The sequence below is a fragment of the Actinophytocola sp. genome (genome assembly GCF_036378875.1).
Classification (GTDB): Bacteria; Actinomycetota; Actinomycetes; order Mycobacteriales; family Pseudonocardiaceae; genus Actinophytocola.
In genome coordinates this window covers 1-19,356 of sequence record NZ_DASUVO010000129.1, presented here as the reverse complement: position 1 = coordinate 19,356, position 19,356 = coordinate 1, and the positions used below count along the sequence as shown (strand labels likewise).

General features: G+C 65.5%; 20 protein-coding genes, 1 tRNA gene and 1 pseudogene. 9 read left to right on the top strand and 13 right to left on the bottom strand.

The annotated features are described in order from the left end of the window. The first annotated feature begins 583 nt into the window (after nucleotides 1–583). Both VF106_RS36695 and VF106_RS36690 read left to right on the top strand, forming a co-directional pair. Nucleotides 584–1,048, top strand: coding sequence for an RICIN domain-containing protein (locus VF106_RS36695; protein WP_330844554.1), 465 nt, complete (start codon nucleotides 584–586; stop codon nucleotides 1,046–1,048). Nucleotides 1,049–2,674: 1,626 nt separating this feature from the next. Continuing rightward, complete coding sequence (locus VF106_RS36690) at nucleotides 2,675–3,469, top strand: GAF domain-containing protein (protein ID WP_330844553.1); 795 nt, start codon at nucleotides 2,675–2,677, stop codon at nucleotides 3,467–3,469. Nucleotides 3,470–4,591: 1,122 nt separating this feature from the next. On the opposite strand, the gene VF106_RS36685 is transcribed toward VF106_RS36690, so the two are convergent. Both VF106_RS36685 and VF106_RS36680 read right to left on the bottom strand, forming a co-directional pair. Further along, nucleotides 4,592–4,777, bottom strand: coding sequence for a hypothetical protein (locus VF106_RS36685; RefSeq protein ID WP_330844552.1), 186 nt, complete (start codon nucleotides 4,775–4,777; stop codon nucleotides 4,592–4,594). Between the two features lie 137 nt (nucleotides 4,778–4,914). Then, nucleotides 4,915–4,988, bottom strand: a tRNA-Leu gene (locus VF106_RS36680). Nucleotides 4,989–5,178: 190 nt separating this feature from the next. On the opposite strand from VF106_RS36680, the gene VF106_RS36675 reads away from it, so the two are divergent. From VF106_RS36675 to VF106_RS36660, 4 genes are all read left to right on the top strand, one after another. Continuing rightward, the gene (locus tag VF106_RS36675) at nucleotides 5,179–5,361 is read left to right on the top strand and encodes a hypothetical protein (protein ID WP_330844550.1); all 183 of its coding nucleotides are present in this window, start codon (nucleotides 5,179–5,181) and stop codon (nucleotides 5,359–5,361) included. Between the two features lie 146 nt (nucleotides 5,362–5,507). Next, nucleotides 5,508–6,035 (top strand): hypothetical protein, encoded by a 528-nt coding sequence (locus VF106_RS36670; RefSeq protein WP_330844549.1) that lies wholly within the window; start codon nucleotides 5,508–5,510, stop codon nucleotides 6,033–6,035. A gap of 33 nt (nucleotides 6,036–6,068) precedes the next feature. After that, the gene (gene bcp / locus VF106_RS36665) at nucleotides 6,069–6,536 is read left to right on the top strand and encodes a thioredoxin-dependent thiol peroxidase (RefSeq protein ID WP_330844548.1); all 468 of its coding nucleotides are present in this window, start codon (nucleotides 6,069–6,071) and stop codon (nucleotides 6,534–6,536) included. Between the two features lie 131 nt (nucleotides 6,537–6,667). Then, nucleotides 6,668–7,612: a serine hydrolase gene (locus VF106_RS36660; RefSeq protein ID WP_330844547.1), complete on the top strand. Its 945-nt coding sequence runs from the start codon at nucleotides 6,668–6,670 to the stop codon at nucleotides 7,610–7,612. Between the two features lie 184 nt (nucleotides 7,613–7,796). Here the strand turns inward: VF106_RS36660 and rdgB are convergent, their stop codons facing one another. Both rdgB and rph read right to left on the bottom strand, forming a co-directional pair. Next, nucleotides 7,797–8,405 carry an RdgB/HAM1 family non-canonical purine NTP pyrophosphatase gene (gene rdgB, locus VF106_RS36655; protein WP_330844546.1) on the bottom strand — a complete coding sequence of 203 codons (609 nt, stop codon included), beginning with the start codon at nucleotides 8,403–8,405 and terminating at the stop codon, nucleotides 7,797–7,799. Continuing rightward, nucleotides 8,402–9,166, bottom strand: coding sequence for a ribonuclease PH (gene rph / locus VF106_RS36650; RefSeq protein ID WP_330844545.1), 765 nt, complete (start codon nucleotides 9,164–9,166; stop codon nucleotides 8,402–8,404). The genes rdgB and rph overlap by 4 nt, the downstream gene beginning before the upstream one ends. A 138-nt stretch (nucleotides 9,167–9,304) precedes the next feature. Here rph and VF106_RS36645 point away from each other — a divergent pair. Next, a pseudogene (locus VF106_RS36645) lies at nucleotides 9,305–10,309 on the top strand (lysylphosphatidylglycerol synthase transmembrane domain-containing protein); the annotation flags it as partial. Nucleotides 10,310–10,330: 21 nt separating this feature from the next. Here VF106_RS36645 and VF106_RS36640 read toward each other — a convergent pair. Then, on the bottom strand, nucleotides 10,331–10,978 hold the full coding sequence (locus tag VF106_RS36640) for a TetR/AcrR family transcriptional regulator (protein ID WP_330844544.1): 648 nt from the start codon (nucleotides 10,976–10,978) through the stop codon (nucleotides 10,331–10,333). A gap of 121 nt (nucleotides 10,979–11,099) precedes the next feature. Here VF106_RS36640 and VF106_RS36635 point away from each other — a divergent pair, with 121 nt between their 5' ends. Continuing rightward, nucleotides 11,100–11,600 carry a GNAT family N-acetyltransferase gene (locus VF106_RS36635; RefSeq protein WP_330844543.1) on the top strand — a complete coding sequence of 167 codons (501 nt, stop codon included), beginning with the start codon at nucleotides 11,100–11,102 and terminating at the stop codon, nucleotides 11,598–11,600. On the opposite strand, the gene VF106_RS36630 is transcribed toward VF106_RS36635, so the two are convergent. Together VF106_RS36630 and VF106_RS36625 are read right to left on the bottom strand one after the other, a co-directional pair. Then, entirely contained in the window at nucleotides 11,583–12,650 is a 1,068-nt protein-coding gene (locus tag VF106_RS36630; RefSeq protein ID WP_330844542.1) for a hypothetical protein, read from the bottom strand. The two genes, VF106_RS36635 and VF106_RS36630, sit on opposite strands and share 18 nt — an antisense overlap. 104 nt (nucleotides 12,651–12,754) lie before the next feature. Further along, complete coding sequence (locus VF106_RS36625) at nucleotides 12,755–13,411, bottom strand: hypothetical protein (RefSeq protein ID WP_330844541.1); 657 nt, start codon at nucleotides 13,409–13,411, stop codon at nucleotides 12,755–12,757. 828 nt (nucleotides 13,412–14,239) lie between these two features. On the opposite strand from VF106_RS36625, the gene VF106_RS36620 reads away from it, so the two are divergent. After that, nucleotides 14,240–14,704 carry a hypothetical protein gene (locus tag VF106_RS36620; protein ID WP_330844540.1) on the top strand — a complete coding sequence of 155 codons (465 nt, stop codon included), beginning with the start codon at nucleotides 14,240–14,242 and terminating at the stop codon, nucleotides 14,702–14,704. A 6-nt stretch (nucleotides 14,705–14,710) separates the two neighbouring features. Here VF106_RS36620 and VF106_RS36615 read toward each other — a convergent pair whose 3' ends face one another. The 6 genes from VF106_RS36615 to VF106_RS36590 all read right to left on the bottom strand — a co-directional run bounded on the left by VF106_RS36615 (nucleotide 14,711) and on the right by VF106_RS36590 (nucleotide 19,301). After that, entirely contained in the window at nucleotides 14,711–15,481 is a 771-nt protein-coding gene (locus VF106_RS36615) for an MBL fold metallo-hydrolase (RefSeq protein WP_330844539.1), read from the bottom strand. Between the two features lie 21 nt (nucleotides 15,482–15,502). Further along, complete coding sequence (gene murI / locus VF106_RS36610) at nucleotides 15,503–16,312, bottom strand: glutamate racemase (protein ID WP_330844538.1); 810 nt, start codon at nucleotides 16,310–16,312, stop codon at nucleotides 15,503–15,505. Continuing rightward, complete coding sequence (locus VF106_RS36605; RefSeq protein WP_330844537.1) at nucleotides 16,249–16,884, bottom strand: rhomboid family intramembrane serine protease; 636 nt, start codon at nucleotides 16,882–16,884, stop codon at nucleotides 16,249–16,251. Before VF106_RS36605 ends, murI begins: the two co-directional genes overlap by 64 nt. Before the next feature lie 115 nt (nucleotides 16,885–16,999). Beyond that, complete coding sequence (locus VF106_RS36600; protein ID WP_330844536.1) at nucleotides 17,000–17,755, bottom strand: aspartate/glutamate racemase family protein; 756 nt, start codon at nucleotides 17,753–17,755, stop codon at nucleotides 17,000–17,002. Further along, entirely contained in the window at nucleotides 17,752–18,213 is a 462-nt protein-coding gene (locus tag VF106_RS36595; RefSeq protein ID WP_330844535.1) for an SRPBCC family protein, read from the bottom strand. The genes VF106_RS36600 and VF106_RS36595 overlap by 4 nt, the downstream gene beginning before the upstream one ends. Nucleotides 18,214–18,317: 104 nt before the next feature. Then, nucleotides 18,318–19,301, bottom strand: coding sequence for a PLP-dependent cysteine synthase family protein (locus VF106_RS36590; RefSeq protein WP_330844534.1), 984 nt, complete (start codon nucleotides 19,299–19,301; stop codon nucleotides 18,318–18,320). Nucleotides 19,302–19,356: the final 55 nt, after the last annotated feature.

Sequence of the window (19,356 nt, the reverse complement as noted above, 5' to 3'; positions counted from 1 at the left end):
CCTCGCAAGGCCCGGCAACCGCCGAGCACAACATCAACGGGAAGACCCATTCTTGTATTCGCTGCCGGTGCGGCGCTAGACCGCACGGCAGCGGATAGTTCGATTTAGCGCAATCCTATTTGGCGGTCGCCGGTATTCCTGCCGGATTTGCTCCGTACTTCGCGCAGCGAGGCTGGGCCGCCGCGGTGCGCCGCCACGCCTCGAGCCGGTGTACCCAACCCGAGGCGACGACGAGCCGTGCGGCCGCATCCCCCGTGACAGCCGACGCACCCGACGGCTGACGCGACACAGCGCAACTGACAAATACTCGAAAGGTTCAAATCCCCACCCTCGTGGGTATAACGAGCAACGCCCTCCGGCCAGCGACGGCCGCTGAGACCGGTAATTCACTCGTTAACTGACACGTTCCGGTGCACCTAGGCACGCCCGCTTGCCCACACGAGACCCCACCTACATCCTTTGGTCGAGCCAAATTGGCCAAGAGAAAGGTTTCGTGTCAATGCAGCCCGTTACCTCAATCGTTTCGGAATGTAGCCGACGGCGTCCGAGAGCAAGAATTATCGGTGCGAGTGCCGTTCTTTGCATGCTGGCCGCGTTGCTGCTCACAGGGACCGGGTCGGCGAGCGCCGCGTCCCAGTTCCGCCCCATCGTCGCCGCCCACAGCGGCAAGTGCCTCGACGTGAGCGGCGTCAGCCAACAGAACGGCGCCGCGATAATCCAGTGGTCCTGCCATGGCGGCGGTAACCAGCAGTGGGTGATCGTGCCAGCCGGTGGCCCGTACGTGCAGCTGATCGTCCAGCACAGCGGCATGTGCCTGGACGTCTACGGCGCAAGCCACGCAAACGGCGCCGGCGTGATCCAGTGGCCCTGCCACGGCGGCCCCAACCAGCGCTGGAGCAAGGTCGACATCGGCGGCGGCTTCTTCCGCCTGGTCGCCTCCCACAGCGGTAAGTGCCTGGACGTCTACGGCGCCAGCCACGCGAACGGCGCCCGAGTGATCCAGTGGTCCTGCCACGGCGGCGGCAACCAACGGTGGCGCCAGGGCTGACAGCTTCTTATACGGACGGTCGGCTTCGCGCCAACTTGGCCTGAAGCCGGCCGTCCGTTTTTGCCCGCATTGACAAATAGAGTTGCTTCGAAGTCGACGTGTTCGAATCAGTTGTCGGGTCGTCGCCAAGCGTTCACCGACCGAGCTGAAGCCTGAATCAACGCGGCTCGTGACCCAAGTGCCGCGAATGGAACCTCGTTCCACACTGGCGATCAGCAGAGTGGTCGCCCAGCTCAGCTCTGATCGAAACCCGCGCCCGCTCGTCACGATCAACGCGGGCCCTCATCCGCCTCGGCGCGACTCGCGCATCTCACCAGTCCGGTCACCGTGCATGAGCAATCCGTGCCCCTCCCACAACCGGCTCGGGACTTCCCGACTTCAATCTCCTACATTCATGCGAGCGACAGGCGAGATAGAAGCGGGCTACCTGTAGTGGATTGACCGATCAGGACGCCGCTGGCGAACCGGTCGACTTCCTCAGCCCCTGCGTTACGGGCTTCGCTTCGCGCGAGTTCGTATTCTCCGACTGCAAGCGCTCCAGACTTTCAGCGCCCGTCTCGCCGACCGGCGGCAGCAAGCCCCTCACGTGAGCGGCGGCGAGCCACGCCCGGAGCTTGTGGGGCCGACGGGAGTCGAACCCCTACTGGCTGGAACCTAATCGACTACAAGTCGTAGCACCCCGGTGACCTGGGAGAACGCCGAATAGCCAGGGCGGATCTGTTGACTCAGAGGCATGGGTTGACGGGACGTTCGCACCAACCCATCTCGAACAACCTCTGGCCTGCACGTTCGTGGTATCAGTGGCACGCTGGCGCCTGAATGATCGCCACTGGCCCCCGCCGTCCCAGGTCCCGGTCGCCGCCATGCGAGGACGTCCAGGACCACTAGGCCCGTCGCAGACGGGTGGCAGCCCGCGCACGGTAGAGCATCTCACTCCTCACCTTTAACCAGACGGGCCACCGCGGTGCAGCGTGGTGGCCCGTCTGGCAACAGCCAGGCGTCGCCACGGCGGTAACCGAAACGGCACCAACTTTGCGAGTTCACCCGAACGGCCTAATGGACGTCCCGGTCAGACCCGGGGGCGCCAAAGTCACTTGGCCAGATCACAGGCATCGAAGCCATAGATGATCGCCGATTGTTCGACGCGTGATAGACGCTTTATAGCGCCGCACTAGAACTTACGTCGTCAACCTCTGACGTCAGCGCAACTGCCTGGTGTTAGCCCTTCGCCACGAGCCCGAAGGCCGGCGGCGGCACACCCACCCGCTCGGAGCAAAACGATCAACAACATGCTCAAGATCGTGGTGGAATTATTGCCTAAACTGCGATCAACCAACCGCCCCAAGACACACCTGCACCTGCAACTTCCTGAGCCAAAGATCAAGATATGACAGCGCCCCGACACGACGGCAGAAAATTTGATCATCCTCAGTTGTCCCTTAATTGACCAGTATCGTCATCTCCACGTACTCCTATACATCTGCGATACTGGTGTAACGCACAAGGGTGTGCGGACCGACTCTCAGGTGTGACAGCCGAGATTGACAGAGAGCTGACAAGTACCAGTCGCTTGATGAAGGGATGTAGGTGTCGGTGAGACGACTTAAGGATGTAGGCCGGTATGTCATGACTGGCACCCTTCCCGTCGTCATCGCGGCAACATCAAGCATCTCAGCAGCAAACTCAGGGCAAGTCAGAGTCTATTGGACCCTCGGCGCCATAGTCTCAACTATCGGTCTTTCACTCGTAAACGTATTCAAGGAGATCAGAACAGAGAAGGCGACCCTGCGCGCCAAGAGCGCTCAAGCAAGATTAAGGCTACTACTTGCCGACGCGGCTCAGCCACTGGTGACAGCTTTAGGAAGAGTGGCTTCTGCCGACAACCTTGCAAGGAAGAAAGAGACTATTCAAACGCTGATTCACAGCGCCATCTCGACGATTCGCGCCGAATGCGGCACGGGAAACCGTGAACAATATCGCAGCTGCTTTTACACACTATGTACCGATTGCCTAACCAGAGTCCATTACGAAGGCCGCGAAGGAACTGATCCACCAAGAACTAAGTTCGATCTCAATGATCAGAACCTTCAGCGACGCGCGGATGCACAGCTCGCACGCAAGATCGCCGAAGGCGAAAAGTCCGTTCTTATTGAAGATCTTCACAACGAAAAGCTCGAGGAGGACATATCGAAGCCGAAGGAAAGGTTCTATCGAACCATGCTGGTGGTACCAGTGAATGCCGGCGATCAGCACTTTGGAATATTATCGATTGACTCGCCAGAGCCAGGAGCACTAAGGGAGGTTGACCGAAGGAACACGATACTCGTCGCTGGCGTGCTTGCAGCAGGCTTAGCCATTCTTGGCCAGGATGACTACCGGGTCGTTTCGGATGGAAGTTTTGAGAAAGTGAACCAAACATGAAAACGCGAACTGTCACCAATTTCACGCCTCTACGCGAGGAATCCGAAAACGACTTCCTCGCGGGGCGAATAACTGCAATTCAGTACCTAGAACAAGTTAAGTCGATTGCCGACAAGACAGTTGCGGCCGAGCAGACACAGGCGACCGCCGAACAGAGGCGCTTGGATATACTAAGCCAGCGACTAGCAGGGCTGGCTAGAGTAATCTTTCTCCTAGTTGCACCGCTTGTCTATGTACTCGTCGGCATCACGCAGATATCGACGGGAGCGAGCACAATGATCGGAGTTTTGAGCATCACCACAGGTGTTGCAATAAGCGTCGCAACTGCGACACGTAGGCGATACCTGGAGCATAGAGAGCGACATTATTAAGTCCGCCGTAGCATCTAACAAATGTTAACCTACGCAAGTTTCGTGAACCCACCAGCCAACTATCAGTGCCTCCCGGGCACCCGCTGTCGATCAGCCGGCTGGCTCGCTAAATCCTGTCCGCCTTTCTGCCGTGCCGTGTCCGTGTGCTGCCTCTCGCCGCTCGATGTCGGACAAGCATGATGTTGCACAAGCATCTCGTACAGCTCAACCGGGAGCACAATTCCACGCCTCCGCGCGCCGACTTGACTTGCCGCCGGCGCTAAGGTCAGCCAGAATTGCCGTGCAGCTCTACCACTCAGAGTAGACCAAACTCTGTGACCTGCCATTCAGCCCGAGGTTCTCTAGGCGCGCAATTACCGCATCCAAGACGGGTTCCGCTTCCGGAAGTTCGGAGGCAAGGCTCACCTCTCCCCTTCTTCCCGAGACTTCCACTCTCAGTCCGTTTGCGCCATCGTCGGCAGGCCGCACAGGCAGGATTTGAGTCAATCCAGCCCCAGCGCTCGACAGCATTCAGCGTGCCGCTGATGACGGAGTGGATCTGTCGGACCATGGACTTTGCCAGCGGATCGCCCCGGTGTGGCTCACACTTTTGCTCAACGCAGCCGTGTTCACCTTCCACCTTGTGCTTCTCGATGAGCGGTTTCCGTCACAGCGGATTCGACAGCGGCGTAGTTCCGTGTAGAAGCTCTCTAGCGTGTGCGCGTCAACCTTGCGCACCGGAAGAGTACCAAGCACCGGTTTGCTGTAGCGGTCAATGTGGTTCACGTAGGAAATGAACACAGAAGACGTTGGTGACCGCTGGGTGTCGACATGTACGAGCAGCGCGATTCATCGCCTTCTCGGCGCGCTTGTATGCCGCTTTGTCGACGCCCTTGATGGTCTCGCGTAAATAGACGCGCTTGCCGGTCACCGGATCGATGCCAGCATAGACGCTCACGCGGAGAGAGCCTCCGCGTTCCTCGATACGACCGCAGACGGCCCTCTGAGCGCGCACGCGCATCGCCTTGAGTGAACTCGCACCCAAAGCCACACCCAATGATCAAGTTTTCGATCTTGTCCGCTGGTCAGACGCGGTGGGGCCGAAGGGAGTCGAACCCTCACTGGCTGGAACCTAAATCCAGTGCCTCTGCCTGTTGGGCTACGGCCCCCGGTACTGCCAGCACAGGGTAGCCCGGACGCTCGCCGGACAAATCACGACATCCCCGTCGCGGTCGGGTGACACCACGGACAGTGGCCGGCCGGGCGCACGGGCGGCCAGGCAGCGTGCGGAGTTCGGCGGTGGTGCGGGCAGGGCGTATTACGCTAGAGGGTCAGGCGACAACGGGGAAGGAGGCCGGCATGCGTGCACCGCGCGCGCTCATGGCCATCCTCCACCTGGTCGACCGGTTCGAGGCGCGGGGCATCTACGTGCCGGGTGAGGACAACAAGACGATCTCACCTTGGCGGGACTTCGGGTGGCTGATCGCCGGCTTCCTCGTCGCCGTGGCACTCTTCGTCCTGCTGTTCGCGTTTGCTTCCTGAGCGCGTGTCCTCGATCACTCCTGGTGGCCCTCTGGTCACAGGACGGCTACGGCATGACACCAGCTCCGGCAATTGACCCGTGCACCAGCTGCCGCACCGGCATAGTGCATTCAGACGTACGTGTCTCGCCCGGGAAGGGGCTCTTCGTGCCAGTGGTCAGACTTGCGGTCGCGGCATGCCTCCTGGTGGTGCTGACCGCGTGCGGCGCCGGGCGCGTGACGGACGAGGCGCGCCAGTCGCTGGGGCCTCCGAAGCCCAGTGCTGCGGCTGAGCAGTCCGACTATCTGGCAAGGGGCGGAATCACCCGATCGATCCGCGATGACATCACTCTTTCGGTGTCGGCGCCCACGTCGTTCACGCCCACCGAGGAGGCGTACCCGAAGGCGACCCGGGCGGTGGCGTTCGAGCTGGTGCTGCACAACAACAGCGACACGGTGTACCGGGCGGCGCAGCTGTCGTTCGTCGCGACCGCGGACGGGTTGCAGGCCGACCAGGTCATCGACTCGACCCAGGGCTACACCGGGGTCGTCGGCACGGTCGACGAGGTGCTGCCCTCCCAAACGCTCCGTTTCGCCGTCGCGTTCGGGGTTCCCGACCAACCCTGCGTGGTGCGGGTGGCCGTGCGGGAGTCGTCCGCGGCCAGCTCCATCCCCATCTTCGACGGCACGGTCTGACGACTGTCGGTACCACGGGATAACGTCACCGGCATGAGCAACCGACTCTCCGCTGGCGATGTCGCCCCCGACTTCCGGCTGCCGGACGCGGATGGCAACGAGGTGTCGCTGTCCGACTTCCGCGGGCGGCACGTCGTCGTCTACTTCTACCCGTCGGCCGGCACCCCCGGGTGCACCAAGCAGGCCTGCGACTTCCGGGACAACCTGGCCGAGCTCAACGGCGCCGGGTTCGACGTCGTGGGCATCTCCCCCGACAAGCCGGCCAAGTTGGCGAAGTTCGTCGCCGACGAGGGCCTGACCTTCCCGCTCTTGTCCGACGAGAGCAAGGAGGTGCTCAACGCCTGGGGTGCTTTCGGCGAGAAGCAGAACTACGGCCGAACGATCATGGGCGTGATCCGGTCAACGTTCATCGTCGACCCCGACGGGAAGATCGAGAAGGCGATGTACAACGTGCGCGCGACCGGTCACGTCGCGAAGCTGAGGAAGGACCTGAAGGTTTGATCCATCTCTGATACATAACTGAGACACGATTGCCTGCAACCTGATGGGTCTGTCGCGCGTACGTCACCTACATGCGGGAAGTTGTCTCACGATCGGGTCAACTTCGTCGCCGGCGGCGGCGTATTCACGGCATGCGCAACAGCTCCCGCCGTGTGGCGTTCATCGGCATCTCGGTGGCCGTCGCGGTCGGCGTCACGACCCTGACCGGTGCGTGTGGTGCGCGGCCAACCGCGACCGTCGGGGACATGGCCGTCGCGGCACCCACGCCGACCATCGCCACGGCACCGGCGCAGACGAGCCCGTCGCAGACCACTCCACCGGCGGCCACCCCGTCGTCTCCACCGGCGACCTCGCCCGAGGTCGGCCCGAGGCTCGATCCGCAGCCGCTGTTGGCTGCCGCGCAGGGTATCGAGCCGAACACGACGCTTGGTGCGGTGGTGTTCGACCGCGTCACGGGTCGGGAGCTGCTTGCGATGGATCCCGACCGGCAGTTCCGGTCCGCGTCGCTGGTCAAGGTGCTGATCGCGATCGACGCGTTACGTAGCGGCGGCGCGAACCCGATGGAACGGCAGCGGATCGCGAACATGCTGTCGACGAGCGACGATGGCATCGCGAGTTCGCTGTGGGTCAAGTACGGGCCGGACATCGTCCCCCGCATGGCGGCAACGCTCGGGCTGCAGCACACCGAGGCACCCGAGGTCGCCGGCAAGTGGGGCGAGGTCAAGGTGACCGCCCGTGACATGGTGCGCGTGTACCAGTACGTGATGGACAACCTGCTGCCCGAGGACCACAAGTTGATCGTGGACGCGCTCGCTCGGGCATCGGAGGTCGCGGCCGACGGGTTCAACCAGTTCTTCGGCATCCCCCACGGCTTGAACACCCAGTGGGCGATCAAGCAGGGCTGGGGCAACAACTCCACGGCGATGGTGCTGCACAGCACGGGTCTGGTCGGGGGTGGCTACCGGTACGTCGTGATCCTGCTGACCGAACACCCGCTCGGCTCGGGGTGGCGGAGGGCGGCGGAATCGGTGACCGCGGCGGCTGGCGCGCTGACCGGTCTGCTCCCGGACGCGTGACCGGGCAGGCTTGGCCTCCGGCCCCCGATTTCCAGCCTACCGGCCACCACCGACATTCCCGGGCGCTCGGGCTGCCGCCTGTGCACAACTCGCGTGTCCAACCGCACCGACCGGCGAGTTCAACAAACTCAGTCATGTGCAGGACTTGTCGAACTCACCCGTCCAGATTGTTGGACACGCGAGGCTAGCGGTCGCCGAGGCTGCGCAGGTGTGGCAGCAACAGCGACAGCGCGCGCCCGCGGTGGGAGATCGCGTCCTTCTCCTCGGTCAGCAGTTCCGCCGACGTCCTGGTCTCGCCCTCCGGCACGAAGATCGGGTCGTAGCCGAAACCGTTGGTACCGCGTGGTTTCCGTACGAGCGTCCCCGGCCACACGCCCCGGACGACGATCTCGGTCCCGTTGGTGAGCACGAGCGCGGTCGCGCACACGAACTGGGCGCCGAGCCGCTCGTCGGGCACGTCGGCCACCTGCTCCAGCACCAACTCGAGGTTGGCGCGGTCGTCCCGTGCGCTGCCGCCCCACCGCGCGGACAGCACGCCGGGCATGCCGTTCAACGCGTCGACGGCGAGGCCGGAGTCGTCGGCGACCGTCGGCAGGCCGGTCGCGGCGACCGCGTCCCTGGCCTTGGCGACCGCGTTGTCCTCGAAGTTGGCGCCGGTCTCGGGCGCCTCCTCGAACGGCGGGACCTCGTCGAGGCCCACGACCGACACGCCTTCGATGCCGGCGCGCTCGATGATCCGGCGCATCTCCTGGAGCTTCTTCACGTTGCGGGACGCCACGAGCAGCTGGGTCACGAGCGGACCACCTTCTGGGTCGGGAGTTCGCCGGGGTACGGCTCGGCGAGCACCGTCTGCTGCAGTGCGTTGATCTCCGCGCAGCCGGCGAGCGCCAGGTCGAGCATGCGGTCGAGCGTGGAGCGGGTGAACGTCGCGCCCTCGCCGGTGCCCTGCACCTCGATGATCGTGCCGGCGTCGGTCGCCACCACGTTCATGTCGACCTCGGCGCGGGCGTCCTCCTCGTAGGGCAGGTCGAGGCGGATCCGGCCGTCGACGACCCCGACGCTGACCGCCTGCACCGCGCACGACAGCGGCTGCGGGTCGGCGAGCCGGCCGGCGGCGCCGAGCCAGGTGACCGCATCGGCGAGCGCGACGTAGCCGCCGGTGATGGCCGCCGTGCGGGTGCCGCCGTCGGCCTGCAGCACGTCACAGTCGATCACGATGGTGTTCTCGCCGAGCGCGGCCAGGTCGATGCAGGCCCGCAGCGAGCGGCCGATGAGCCGGCTGATCTCGTGTGTGCGGCCGCCGACCCGACCCTTGACCGACTCGCGGTCACCGCGGGTGTTGGTCGCGGATGGCAGCATCGCGTACTCGGCGGTGACCCAGCCGAGGCCGGAACCCTTGCGCCACCTGGGCACCCCCTCGGTCACGCTTGCCGCACACAGCACCCTGGTCTTGCCGAACTCGACGAGCACGGAGCCCGCCGGCCAGATCTGATAACCACGCGTGAGCTGGATGTCCCTGAGCTGGTCGTCGTTCCTGCCATCGCTACGTACCACGCCTGAACTCTAAGGTGTCGAGTAAATCTGGCGTTGACCGCGTCGAGTTGACTATGTGTCGGACGTTACGCATAGGCCGATTGACCGAACGGCCATCAGGGAGGAGCATTCAACGTAGGTTGAAATCGGAGGCGCCTCATGCCCGATGAGGACCAACACACCAGGAAGAACAGGCACCCGCTGCTCACCGGTATCGGGAAAGCCGCGGTTGTGCTCGTACTCCTCATCGTCGCCTTCGTTTCCCTGCGTGACAAGTTGCCGGGCGTCACAGCCGTCGCGGACGCGATCGGCTCCGCCGACACCGGCTGGCTCGCCGTCGCCGTGCTCGCCGAGGTCTTCTCGATGGGCATGTTCGGCCGCCAGCAACGCCGGCTGCTGACCGCGTTCGGCGTGCCGATGTCGCGCCACCGCGCGCTCGCCCTCGCCTACAGCCGATCCGCGATCGCGATCAGCCTGCCTGCCGGCTCGGCCATCTCCGCCGCGTACGCGTTCCGCCAGTTCCGCAACGGCGGCGCGAGCCGCACGACGGCCGCGACGGTCATGGTGCTCTCCGGTCTGCTGTCGGCGGCCGCGTTGTTCCTGCTCTACGCGATGGGCGCGCTCGCCGCGGGCGCCGTGCACATCGGCGCGGCGTGGCAGGACGAGTCGGGCGCGACGCGGGTGTCAGTCCTGATCGCGTTCGTGCTGGTCGCCATCGTCGGCTTGTTCGCGTGGCAGTCGAGCTGGCAGATCCAGCCGTGCCACCGGCGCACCCACCACCCGATCGTCGCCCGGTGGCCTCGCCTGGGCCCGCTCATCGCACCGGTGACCGACGCGATCGTCAGCTCGCGGCAGGTCAGTGTCCGGCACTGGACGCTGGCGACCGGCGCCGCGGTCGCGAACTGGCTGACCGACCTGCTGTGCCTGTACGCGGCGGCCAGCGCGTTCCACCTGCCGGTGAGCCCGATCGCGATCGCCGCCGTGTACCTGACCGTCCAGGTCGTGCGGCAGGTCCCGCTCACCCCCGGCGGCATCGGCGTGATCGAGGTGAGCCTGCTCGCTGGTCTGATGGCCGCGGGCGCCGGGGAGGCCGGGGCGGCCGCGACCGTGCTGGTCTACCGGCTGCTGTCGTGCTGGCTGATCATCCCTGTCGGGTCGCTGTGCTGGCTGCTGTTACGCCGGCCGTCACACCACGAGACGGTCGATGACGAGCCCGAGGTCGTTCGCGAGCTCCGCGACGACCCGCTCCTCGCCGGCGAGGTACGAGCGGAGCGCGTGCTGGAACACGCCGTCCACCAGGGCGTATACGAGCCGGGACGGCACCGCGAGCCGTAGCCGGGCGAGGTCGGCGTACTGGCCGACGATCCGGCCGACCATGCGCTCGATGCTGCGGTCGATCTCGCGGACGTCGTCGCGGAACGACTCCTCGAACATGCTCTGGTCACGCAGGTCGTACCAGAGGCGGTGCATGTCGGCGTCCCGCGCCAGCGAGGTGACCATGCCGCCGACGAACCGTTCCCGCAGCTCGCCGGCCGTCACCGAGGCGACGAGGACCTGGTCGTACCGGTTGATGGTCGCGGCCTTGTACTGCCGGACGCAGTAGGTGATGAGGTCGACCTTGTCGCGGAAGTAGTAGTGCAGCACCCCATGGGAGAACTCGGAGTTCTGCGCGATCTCCCGCAGGCTCGTGCGCGCGTACCCGAGCTCCGCCAACGTCCGTAACGCGGAGTTGGCGAGTTGCTCCCGACGCTGTGCGAACTTGTCAATCTTGCTGAGCTTGTCAACCTGCCGACGGCGGACGACCTGCTTGTGTTCGGCGACCTTGGTGGACACGGCGGTCCTTCGGTGTCAGCCTCCCCCGGCCCACACCCTGCGGGCCGTTGGACAGTTTAACGTCAATTGCCAACTTTCCTAGACGTACGTGACCAACGCTCGTCTACCGTTGGTCAGTGCCATGGGGGACCTGCACATTCGACGAGCCCGCCCGGCGGACCTCGACATCCTCGTTGGGGAGCTGGGCCAGCGGCGGTTCTTCGAAGATCGCTTGTCACGACAGAACGAGCACCTCGGCATGCTGCTGACCGCGTGGCGAGGCGACCGCCCGATCGGCGTCGTGTACTTGTGGCTCGAGGACGCGGAAGAGGCCGAACTCCTTAGGCATCTGCCCGGCACGCCGATCCTCAACCACCTCGAGGTCCATCCGGACCACCGCGGTGTCGGCACCGGCACAAAACTGATCGAGGAGGCCGAGCGCCGATTACGCATGCTTGGTTTCGACAAAGTCGCGCTCGCGGTGGAGAAAACCAACTCCGGTGCGGCGCGCCTGTACGAACGGCTCGGCTACGAGGATTGGCCTCATCCGATGGTGCGGTGCCTCACGCTGGCCGACGGCAACGGAGACCGAGCCGTTGAGATCTGCCGGGTCATGGTGAAGGCCCTACTTCCGAAGAATTAGGTGCATTGCCCGGTCCGGAATCCTCAGGAATGACCTGAACAGGTCATGTACGTCCTGTTTACCCCTGACTTCCCCCGGGAGGAACGGGCTGCGGATCTCTTCGACATGGTGGCGCCAGGTCACGCGGTCAGCGCGCCAGGCATCGAGGTATTCGACGCACAGTTCCGGCTCGATCGTCTTGCACCGGCCGCGAGCGGCCTTCAACGACACCAACATCCGGTGGCGCTCTGCTGGATCGCCACCCATCCGCTCGACCCTGTCGATGACATCGGTGATGAACTTGGCACGCGCGTGTAGGAAGTGCCGCCAGTGTTCCAGGGTCGCGTCCCGCAACGATCGCCCACTGTCGAGCAGCCAGAACAGACCCTCGGCGAGACAATCGCCGAGTTCCTCCATTCTGGCGCGTTCCTCCCGGAAGGGGTCGTACTCCTGCTGGACCGCCCTGCCCGTCCACGTGGCGGGAGACAACCCGTCGTCGTCGAGGAGGAAGAACCAGTCCTCGTTGTAGATGTTGGGAAAGAACGAGGTCAGGTATTTCGTGCCGACCGCGAGAGCACCACCGCCGATGAACACGTCCTGATCACCGCCAGCCGCGCGGAAGGCATGGCAGACGACCGAGTTGTCGGGCATTCCGTCGATCTTGAGCCCCACGCCCGCGTACTGGTCGGTCAGTCCGGCCGCCTCACTGAGGTCACGAGCCCTGGGCACCTCGATGTCGTCGTCGAGGAAGACGATCCGCTCCCAGCCCATGAGCCGCGCGAGGATCAGTCCGAGGTTCCGTTTGAGGCTGATGTCGGTACGGCGCTCGAACCTGGTGCCGGCGAGAATCCCGCTCGTCTGGAACGTGGGCACCGCCCCAGCCGGGAGTGCGCCCACATCGATGGCGATGAGCCTGACACGACGTCCTTTCACGAACTTGGCCACCTCGCTGGCCGAAGACCACTTACTGCACAACGTGACCAGCGTGGCCCGCAGTTTCTCGGCAAGCGCGACGGCCGACGTCAGCGTGGCCACGTTCCGGGCGGTCGGCACGACGATCGCGTCCACCACAACCCGACGGCGAACGGAAGGCGGCTCGCTCAACAGTTGGTGATGCGAACCATGGTGGTGTTCGGAGCGCTCCCCATCACGAAGAAGAACGCCGATCGGTTCGCTCAAGTGTCGGACCATTCGTGTAGTAGGTCCTCGGAGCTGCTCCAGTCCGGGGTCACCGCCACACCCAGGAACACCTTGACCCTGCTGAGGATGCTGAACGTGTCCTTGCCGGCGAACCGCTCGCGTAGATATTTCTCGTTGCGAGCGCGGAAGCGGACATCAGTGAGTGCGCGGACGGCGCCATACGTGCCGCGCCCGTACATCCCATTACAGATGGTGATCGTGCGCTGTTCGTTGAACGGGCTGGGCGCGCGGAAGAAGTGCGCGACATCCTCGACCAGGGCCTCGTTGCCGCCCACCTTCTCCAGCACCGGAGCGAACAGCTTCTGGTCCTCGCCCTCCCCAACCACGAAGCCGCCCGCCTCGCCCTCGTCCGGCCTGGGCAGTTGCCGCACGGGAAGCTCGAGGCGGTGCAGCAGCACCGCGGTGGTCCTGTTCCAGTCGACGCCACCGAGCACCACGAGATGGCTCGTGTAGTCGTCGGTCGTGACCTCATTGGGGGTGCGGACACGCACGTTGTTGAGCGGGTTGGCCGCGCGGACGTGCCCGAACAGCTCGAACAACGCGTCAAGGTCGGCGAACTTGTAGAGGTCGACGTAATCCGGCGCGTTCGGATCCGTGTAGGGAATCGACCGAAGGTATTCCGGGGGCAGCATCGAACAAACGATCGTAATGTCCTGGTCAGGCGGGAAAAGCCAGTGGCCGCTGCCGATCGGGTCGGCAGCGGTCAGGCCGGGCTGGTGGCCCTCTGGCCCGTTCCGAAGGCTGGTCAGCTCTCGAAACAGCTCGTCACGGCGAGTTTGTTCCTCGCTCGTCAACTGCGATTTGGGAAGTACGCGGAACGGGGTCTGCGCCACCGACTTCTCCGTGGCGAAGAACGTAGCGTAGGCCTCCAACCGTCCCTTCGGCGGTGTCTTCGGAGCGGTTCTGCTCTCCCACGAACTGATCAGCGGAACGCTGGTACCCAGCGCCTCAGCGAGCTCGCTCTGCGTGAGTCGGTGACCGGCGAACCCATCGACGCGAAGCGACCGCAGTCGCCGCGCGAGACGATGCGTCGGACCCCCAGCCGAGTTCACGACACTCACGTCCTTCAGCATAACTTCAGGGTCAACTGCCGGCTGCTGAAGTGACGTCACCGTCTAATGTCGGAACGCAGGGTGGCGAATGCCGCGTGTTCAGCGAATCGCTGAACACGCTGGAGCCCAGTCGGCCGACCGGTTCACGCTGTCGTATCCTCGCGTTAGCGCAGAAGTTTCGCGGCTTGCCGGGGAAACTCTCCACGGCCTACCCTTGGCTCATCGCTGAACTCCGCACACGTCAGCCAACTTTACTAAAGTTTAGTGAAGTTGGCGAGGACAGGAGCCGCCATGAACGGGAAAGCTCGACCCAAGCCGTTTTCCCGCATCATCATCGCGTTGGACATCGAAGGCTCGACGTCCAGAACCAACTCCGCGAAGGCGGACCTCCGCACTGCCATGTACCGCATGCTCGAGGCGGCGCTGCACAAGAGCGGGATCACCGAGGAGCTTCTCGAGCCCTTCAACGACCGCGGGGATGGCGTCATCACTCTGGTGCACGCCGACGGTGTACCGAAAACCGTCCTACTGGACACTTTTGTGCCAAGCCTGCGCGAGATGCTGACGGAGCACGCGGCGATTCATCCGGATCGGAAGTTCCGGCTCCGCGTCGCCATCCATTTCGGAGAAGTCCATTTCGACGAACAGGGCGTCTTCGGCGAGGACATCGACATCACATGCCGGCTGGTCGAGGCGCCAGAACTGAAGCACCGGCTGCGGCAGATAGAGGCGCTGCTCGTACTCGTGGTCTCCGAATACATCCACCGCACGGTGGTCAAGCATGACTACGACGGGATCGACGGACGCACGTTCGAACCGATCATCGAGGTCGAGGTAGGCAACCAGACACACACTGGCTGGGTCCAGTCCTGATTCCAGTCAGAGGTCGTACGTCGCGCCCCTGCTGACCAGGGCTACCTCGCCCTCGTAGGTCTCCTGGGCCTCCGCCAGTACCGCCGCTGGGTCCGTCCACGGGGCCACGTGTGTGATCAGCAGGCGCCCCACCGATGCTCGGGTGGCCAGCTCGCCCAGTTCGCGGCCCGAGAGGTGCACGCCCGGGGGACGGACGGGGCTGTGTGTCCAGGAAGCCTCGCCCAGCAGCGTGTCCGCCGCGTGTGCCAGGTCGTCCAGTGTGTCGCATACGGCGGTGTCACCTGTGTAGGTGAAAGTTCGCCCGTTGTGGGTGAACCGGAAGCCGTACGCGTCGCACGGGTGGTCCACCTCGGCCGTGGTCATGGTGAACGGGCCGATCGTCTGGGTGCCCGGGGCCAGTGGGTGGAAGTCGTAGACGTCCGTCAGGTCTGTGCCGGCCAGTTCCGCCTCGTCCGGTGCGTATGCCGCGGCGAACCTGGTCGGGGCCTCCTTCGGTGCGTACACCGGCAGGCGGTGGACGCGCGGGTCTACCGGCGGGGACGGGTGCCAGCGGCGCAGGACGGTCAGCGCGGTGAAGTCCGCGCAGTGGTCCGGATGCAGGTGTGAGAACACGAGCCCGTCCAGGGTGAACGGGTCCCGCAGCGCCTGTAGCTCGGCCAGTGTGCCGTTGCCCAGCTCGACGCCGAGCGTGAAGCCGTCGGCCTCCAGCAGGTAACCGGACGACGGGGCCTGAGGACCAGGGGTGCTGCCGGAACACCCGAGCACGGTCAAACGCACAAGCGACACCCTTTCACATGATCAGCTTGCGGGAGCGACTGCGAACGCGCCGAGATCCGGGCCGAGGAACCGCCGTGCCAGGCGGGCGAAGCTGTCGGTGGCGCCGGTGGAGAGCAGTTCGTGACGGGGGTCCTCCCACGAGCCGAACATGTCCAGCTCGGTGAGCACACGCACCACGTCCTTCGCCGTCTCCTCCGCGCTGGACACGAGCGTCACGTCGTACCCCATGACGATCTGCAGGACCCCCGTGAGCAGCGGATAGTGCGTGCAGCCGAGCACGACCGTGTCAACGTCGGCCTGCTGGAGCGGCTCAAGGTACGCCTGCGCTAGCCCCAGGATCTGCCGCCCCGAGGTGATGCCGCGCTCCACGAAGTCGACGAACCGCGGGCAGGCCACGCTGCTGACGCTCAAATTCGGCGCGGCGGCGAACGCGTCGTGGTAGGCGCGGGAACGGACGGTCCCCTCGGTGCCGATGACCCCGATGCGGCCGCTGCGGGTGCTGGCCACGGCCCGCCGCACGGCTGGTACGACGACCTCGACCACCGGGATGTCGTAGCGTTCCCGCGCGTCGCCCAGGCACGCCGCCGACGCCGTGTTGCACGCGATGACCAGCAGTTTCACCCCGCTCGCCACGAGGTCGTCCGCGACGGCCAACGCGTGGCGGCGCACCTCGGCTATGGGCAGCGGGCCGTACGGGCTGTTCGCCGTGTCGCCGACGTACCGCAGCCGCTCGTGGGGCAACTGGTCGGCGATGGCACGCGCGACCGTCAGGCCGCCGACGCCGGAGTCGAAGATGCCGATCGGGTTCTGTTCGCCAGGGACACCAGCCATGCCGCGAGTATGCCGCCGATCGCGCCGAACAGGTGCCCCTGCCAGGAGACACCGGGATTTCCTGGCAGGACCCCGAGCAGCGTGCTGCCCCAGTACAGGAAGAGCACGACGGCGACCACGATCTGCCCGAACGCGCGGTTGAACAGGCCGCGGACCAGCAGGAACGCGAGCCAGCCGAACGCGATCCCGGACGCGCCGATGGTGATCCCGTCGGCGCCCGTGAGCCACACCCCGAGCCCACTGAACAGCCAGATGGTGACCGTCACCGCGATCCACTGCCCGACCCCGTTCGACATCGCGAGGAAGCCGAACAGCAGCACGGGCAGGGTGTTGGCGAACAGGTGCGCCCAGCCGGCGTGCAGCAGCGGCGCCCACAGGACACCGTCGAGGCCGCCCAGTGTGCGTGGCTGGATGCCGAACTGGTCGAGCCGGCCGGACATGGCGGCGTCGACCACCTCGATCAGGTAGAGCAGCGCGGTGAACAAGCCGATCACGATCAACGCCTGCACGGGGTTGGGCGGCAGGATCCGGTTGACCGGCTTCTTCTGCGTCGTCGGTGGCAGCGTGCTCACGACGACCCCTCCCCCGCTCCGTGGCGCCGGAACGCTCCGCAGGCTCCGCTACTCCGGCGCCCTCCGCGGACTCGGCGCCGTCCTTCGTGCCAATGGTTCGCTCCGCAAGCTCCGCTCACATAACCGAGGTTACGTGGCTTTTGTCACGCCCGCGTCCGGTGAAACCCTGAGAAGTCCCTGGCATCTCGGCCAGTCCCATGGCGTGGTCGGCCGCCAGTTCCGCGTGCAGGCGGGTGGTGGGGAACACGGGCACCGGGCTGTCCTCGGCGCCCACGAGCAGCTCGATCTCCGTGCAGCCCAGGATGACGCCCTCAGCGCCGCGATCGACAAGACGGGCAATGACGTCGCGGTAGGCCTGCCGCGACTCCTCTCGCACCACGCCGACGACCAGTTCCTCGTAGATGACCCGGTGCACCTCGGCGCGGTCGTCCGCGTCGGGAGTGAGCACCTCGAGGCCGTGTCCGGCGAGGCGGCCCGTGTAGAAGTCCTGCTCCATGGTGAACGCCGTGCCGAGGAGGCCGATCCGCTGGATGCCGGCCTGCCTGACGGTCGCCGCGGTGGCGTCGCCGATGTGCAGCAGCGGGAGGCCGGTGAGCTGGTCGGCGACCTTGTGCATGGTGTTGGTGCACAGGACGAGGAAGTCGGCGCCGGCCCGTTTCAGCGCGGTCGTTGCCTCGTCGAGCCGCGCGGCCGCGACGTCCCAACGGCCCGTGACCTGCAGTTCCTCGATCTCGGCGAAGTCGACCGAGTACATCACGCAGTGCGCGGAGTGCAGGCCGCCGAGCCGTTCCCGCACGCGCTCGTTCACGATTCGGTAGTACTCGATCGACGACTCCCAGGACATGCCGCCGAGCAGGCCGATGACCTTCATTGCGCGACCAGGGCGCGCAGCCGTTCCAGCGAGCGCTCCAGGTTGCGCTCGATGTCCTTGGTGCCAAAGGCTTTCATGACCCACCCCTTCACCAGCCCGGCCGGTTCCTGCGTCGAGCGTAGGCGGACGGTGGTGGCCTCGTCGTCGCCGTCCAGCTCGATGCGGAACACGGTCGACGCCGCGAACTTGGGCGCCGGCTTGCCTTCCAGGCGCTCCTCGAGGTGTTTCCACGCGAGGAGCCTGCCGGGCTCCCACGCGATGATCTCCTGGTCGATCTCGGACTTCTTGCGGCCCCAGTGCCCGTACTGCACCCTCTTCTGCCCGACGCCCTCGCCGAGGACCACCTCGGTGCGGTCCGAGAAGTCGAACCAGTCCGCGGCACGGGCCGGGTCGGACACGATGGCCCACACCTGGTCGGCGCCGGCCGGCACGCGAGCCTCCCGCAACACCTCAATCATGGCCGCACCCTACTGTCGGATCCGACGTAGGGCGCGCTCGAAAACGCAACTCGCAGGGGCCGAAAGCGCGACTCGCGGGGGCCGAACGCGCGACTCGCGAAGTCTCAGGCCCAGAGGTGGCCGTCCAGGCGGGCTGCTGCTTCGTCTACCGAGCCGCTGTACGCGCCGGTGGACAGGTACTTCCAGCCCCCGTCCGCCACGATGAAGACCACGTCAGCCGGGGTGCCGGCGCGTACCGACTTGTCCGCGGCCGCCAGGGCCGCGTGCAGGATGGCGCCGGTCGAGATGCCGGCGAAGATGCCTTCCATCTCCAGCAGTTCGCGGGTGCGGCGCAGCGCGTCGTACGAACCCACCGAGTAGCGGCCGGTCAGGACCTCGGGGTCGTACAGCTCGGGGACGAAGCCCTCGTCCAGGTTGCGCAGGCCGTACACCAGCTCGCCGTACCGGGGCTCCGCCGCGATGATCTGTATGTCCGGCTTGTGCTCACGCAGGTACCGGCCGGCGCCGATCAGGGTGCCGGTGGTGCCAAGGCCGGCCACGAAGTGCGTCACCGTGGGCAGGTCACGCAGGATCTCCGGGCCGGTGCCGTGGTAGTGCGCACCCGCGTTGTTCGGGTTTCCGTACTGGTACAGCATGACCCAGTCCGGGTTCTGCTTCGCCAGCTCCTTCGCCCGCCGCACGGCCTCGTTGGAGCCGCCCGCCGCGGGCGAGAACACGATCCGCGCCCCGTACGCCTGCAGCAGCTGCCGCCGCTCCTCCGAGGTGTTCTCCGGCATCACACACACCAGGCCGTAGCCCTTGAGCTTGGCGGCCATGGCCAGCGAGATGCCGGTGTTGCCGGAGGTCGGCTCGAGGATCGTGCAGCCGGGCCGCAGCGTCCCGTCCTCCTCGGCCTTCTCGATCATCCGCAGCGCGACGCGGTCCTTCACCGAGCCGGTCGGGTTGCGCGACTCGAGCTTGGCCCAGATCCGGACCCCCGCCTTCGGGCTCAGCCGCTTGAGCTCCACGAGCGGCGTGTTGCCGATCGACTGGACGACGTCTCCGTAGCGACCGCCGCACGGGCGGTTCTGAAGCGGCGGGAGAGCCATGGGTGGATGAGTGTACCCAGAGCACGTCGGCGGACTCAGATTGTCGCCGCGCCAT

Coding starts and splice junctions, on each gene's coding strand:
- bcp (WP_330844548.1), top strand. CDS start 6,069: ATGAGCAACCGACTCTCCGCTGGCGATGTCGCCCCCGACTTCCGGCTG.
- VF106_RS36620 (WP_330844540.1), top strand. CDS start 14,240: ATGCTCGAGGCGGCGCTGCACAAGAGCGGGATCACCGAGGAGCTTCTC.
- VF106_RS36625 (WP_330844541.1), bottom strand. CDS start 13,411: ATGCTGCCCCCGGAATACCTTCGGTCGATTCCCTACACGGATCCGAAC.
- VF106_RS36675 (WP_330844550.1), top strand. CDS start 5,179: ATGCGTGCACCGCGCGCGCTCATGGCCATCCTCCACCTGGTCGACCGG.
- murI (WP_330844538.1), bottom strand. CDS start 16,312: ATGGCTGGTGTCCCTGGCGAACAGAACCCGATCGGCATCTTCGACTCC.
- VF106_RS36695 (WP_330844554.1), top strand. CDS start 584: ATGCTGGCCGCGTTGCTGCTCACAGGGACCGGGTCGGCGAGCGCCGCG.
- VF106_RS36635 (WP_330844543.1), top strand. CDS start 11,100: ATGGGGGACCTGCACATTCGACGAGCCCGCCCGGCGGACCTCGACATC.
- VF106_RS36600 (WP_330844536.1), bottom strand. CDS start 17,755: ATGAAGGTCATCGGCCTGCTCGGCGGCATGTCCTGGGAGTCGTCGATC.
- VF106_RS36690 (WP_330844553.1), top strand. CDS start 2,675: ATGACTGGCACCCTTCCCGTCGTCATCGCGGCAACATCAAGCATCTCA.
- VF106_RS36660 (WP_330844547.1), top strand. CDS start 6,668: ATGCGCAACAGCTCCCGCCGTGTGGCGTTCATCGGCATCTCGGTGGCC.
- VF106_RS36595 (WP_330844535.1), bottom strand. CDS start 18,213: ATGATTGAGGTGTTGCGGGAGGCTCGCGTGCCGGCCGGCGCCGACCAG.
- VF106_RS36590 (WP_330844534.1), bottom strand. CDS start 19,301: ATGGCTCTCCCGCCGCTTCAGAACCGCCCGTGCGGCGGTCGCTACGGA.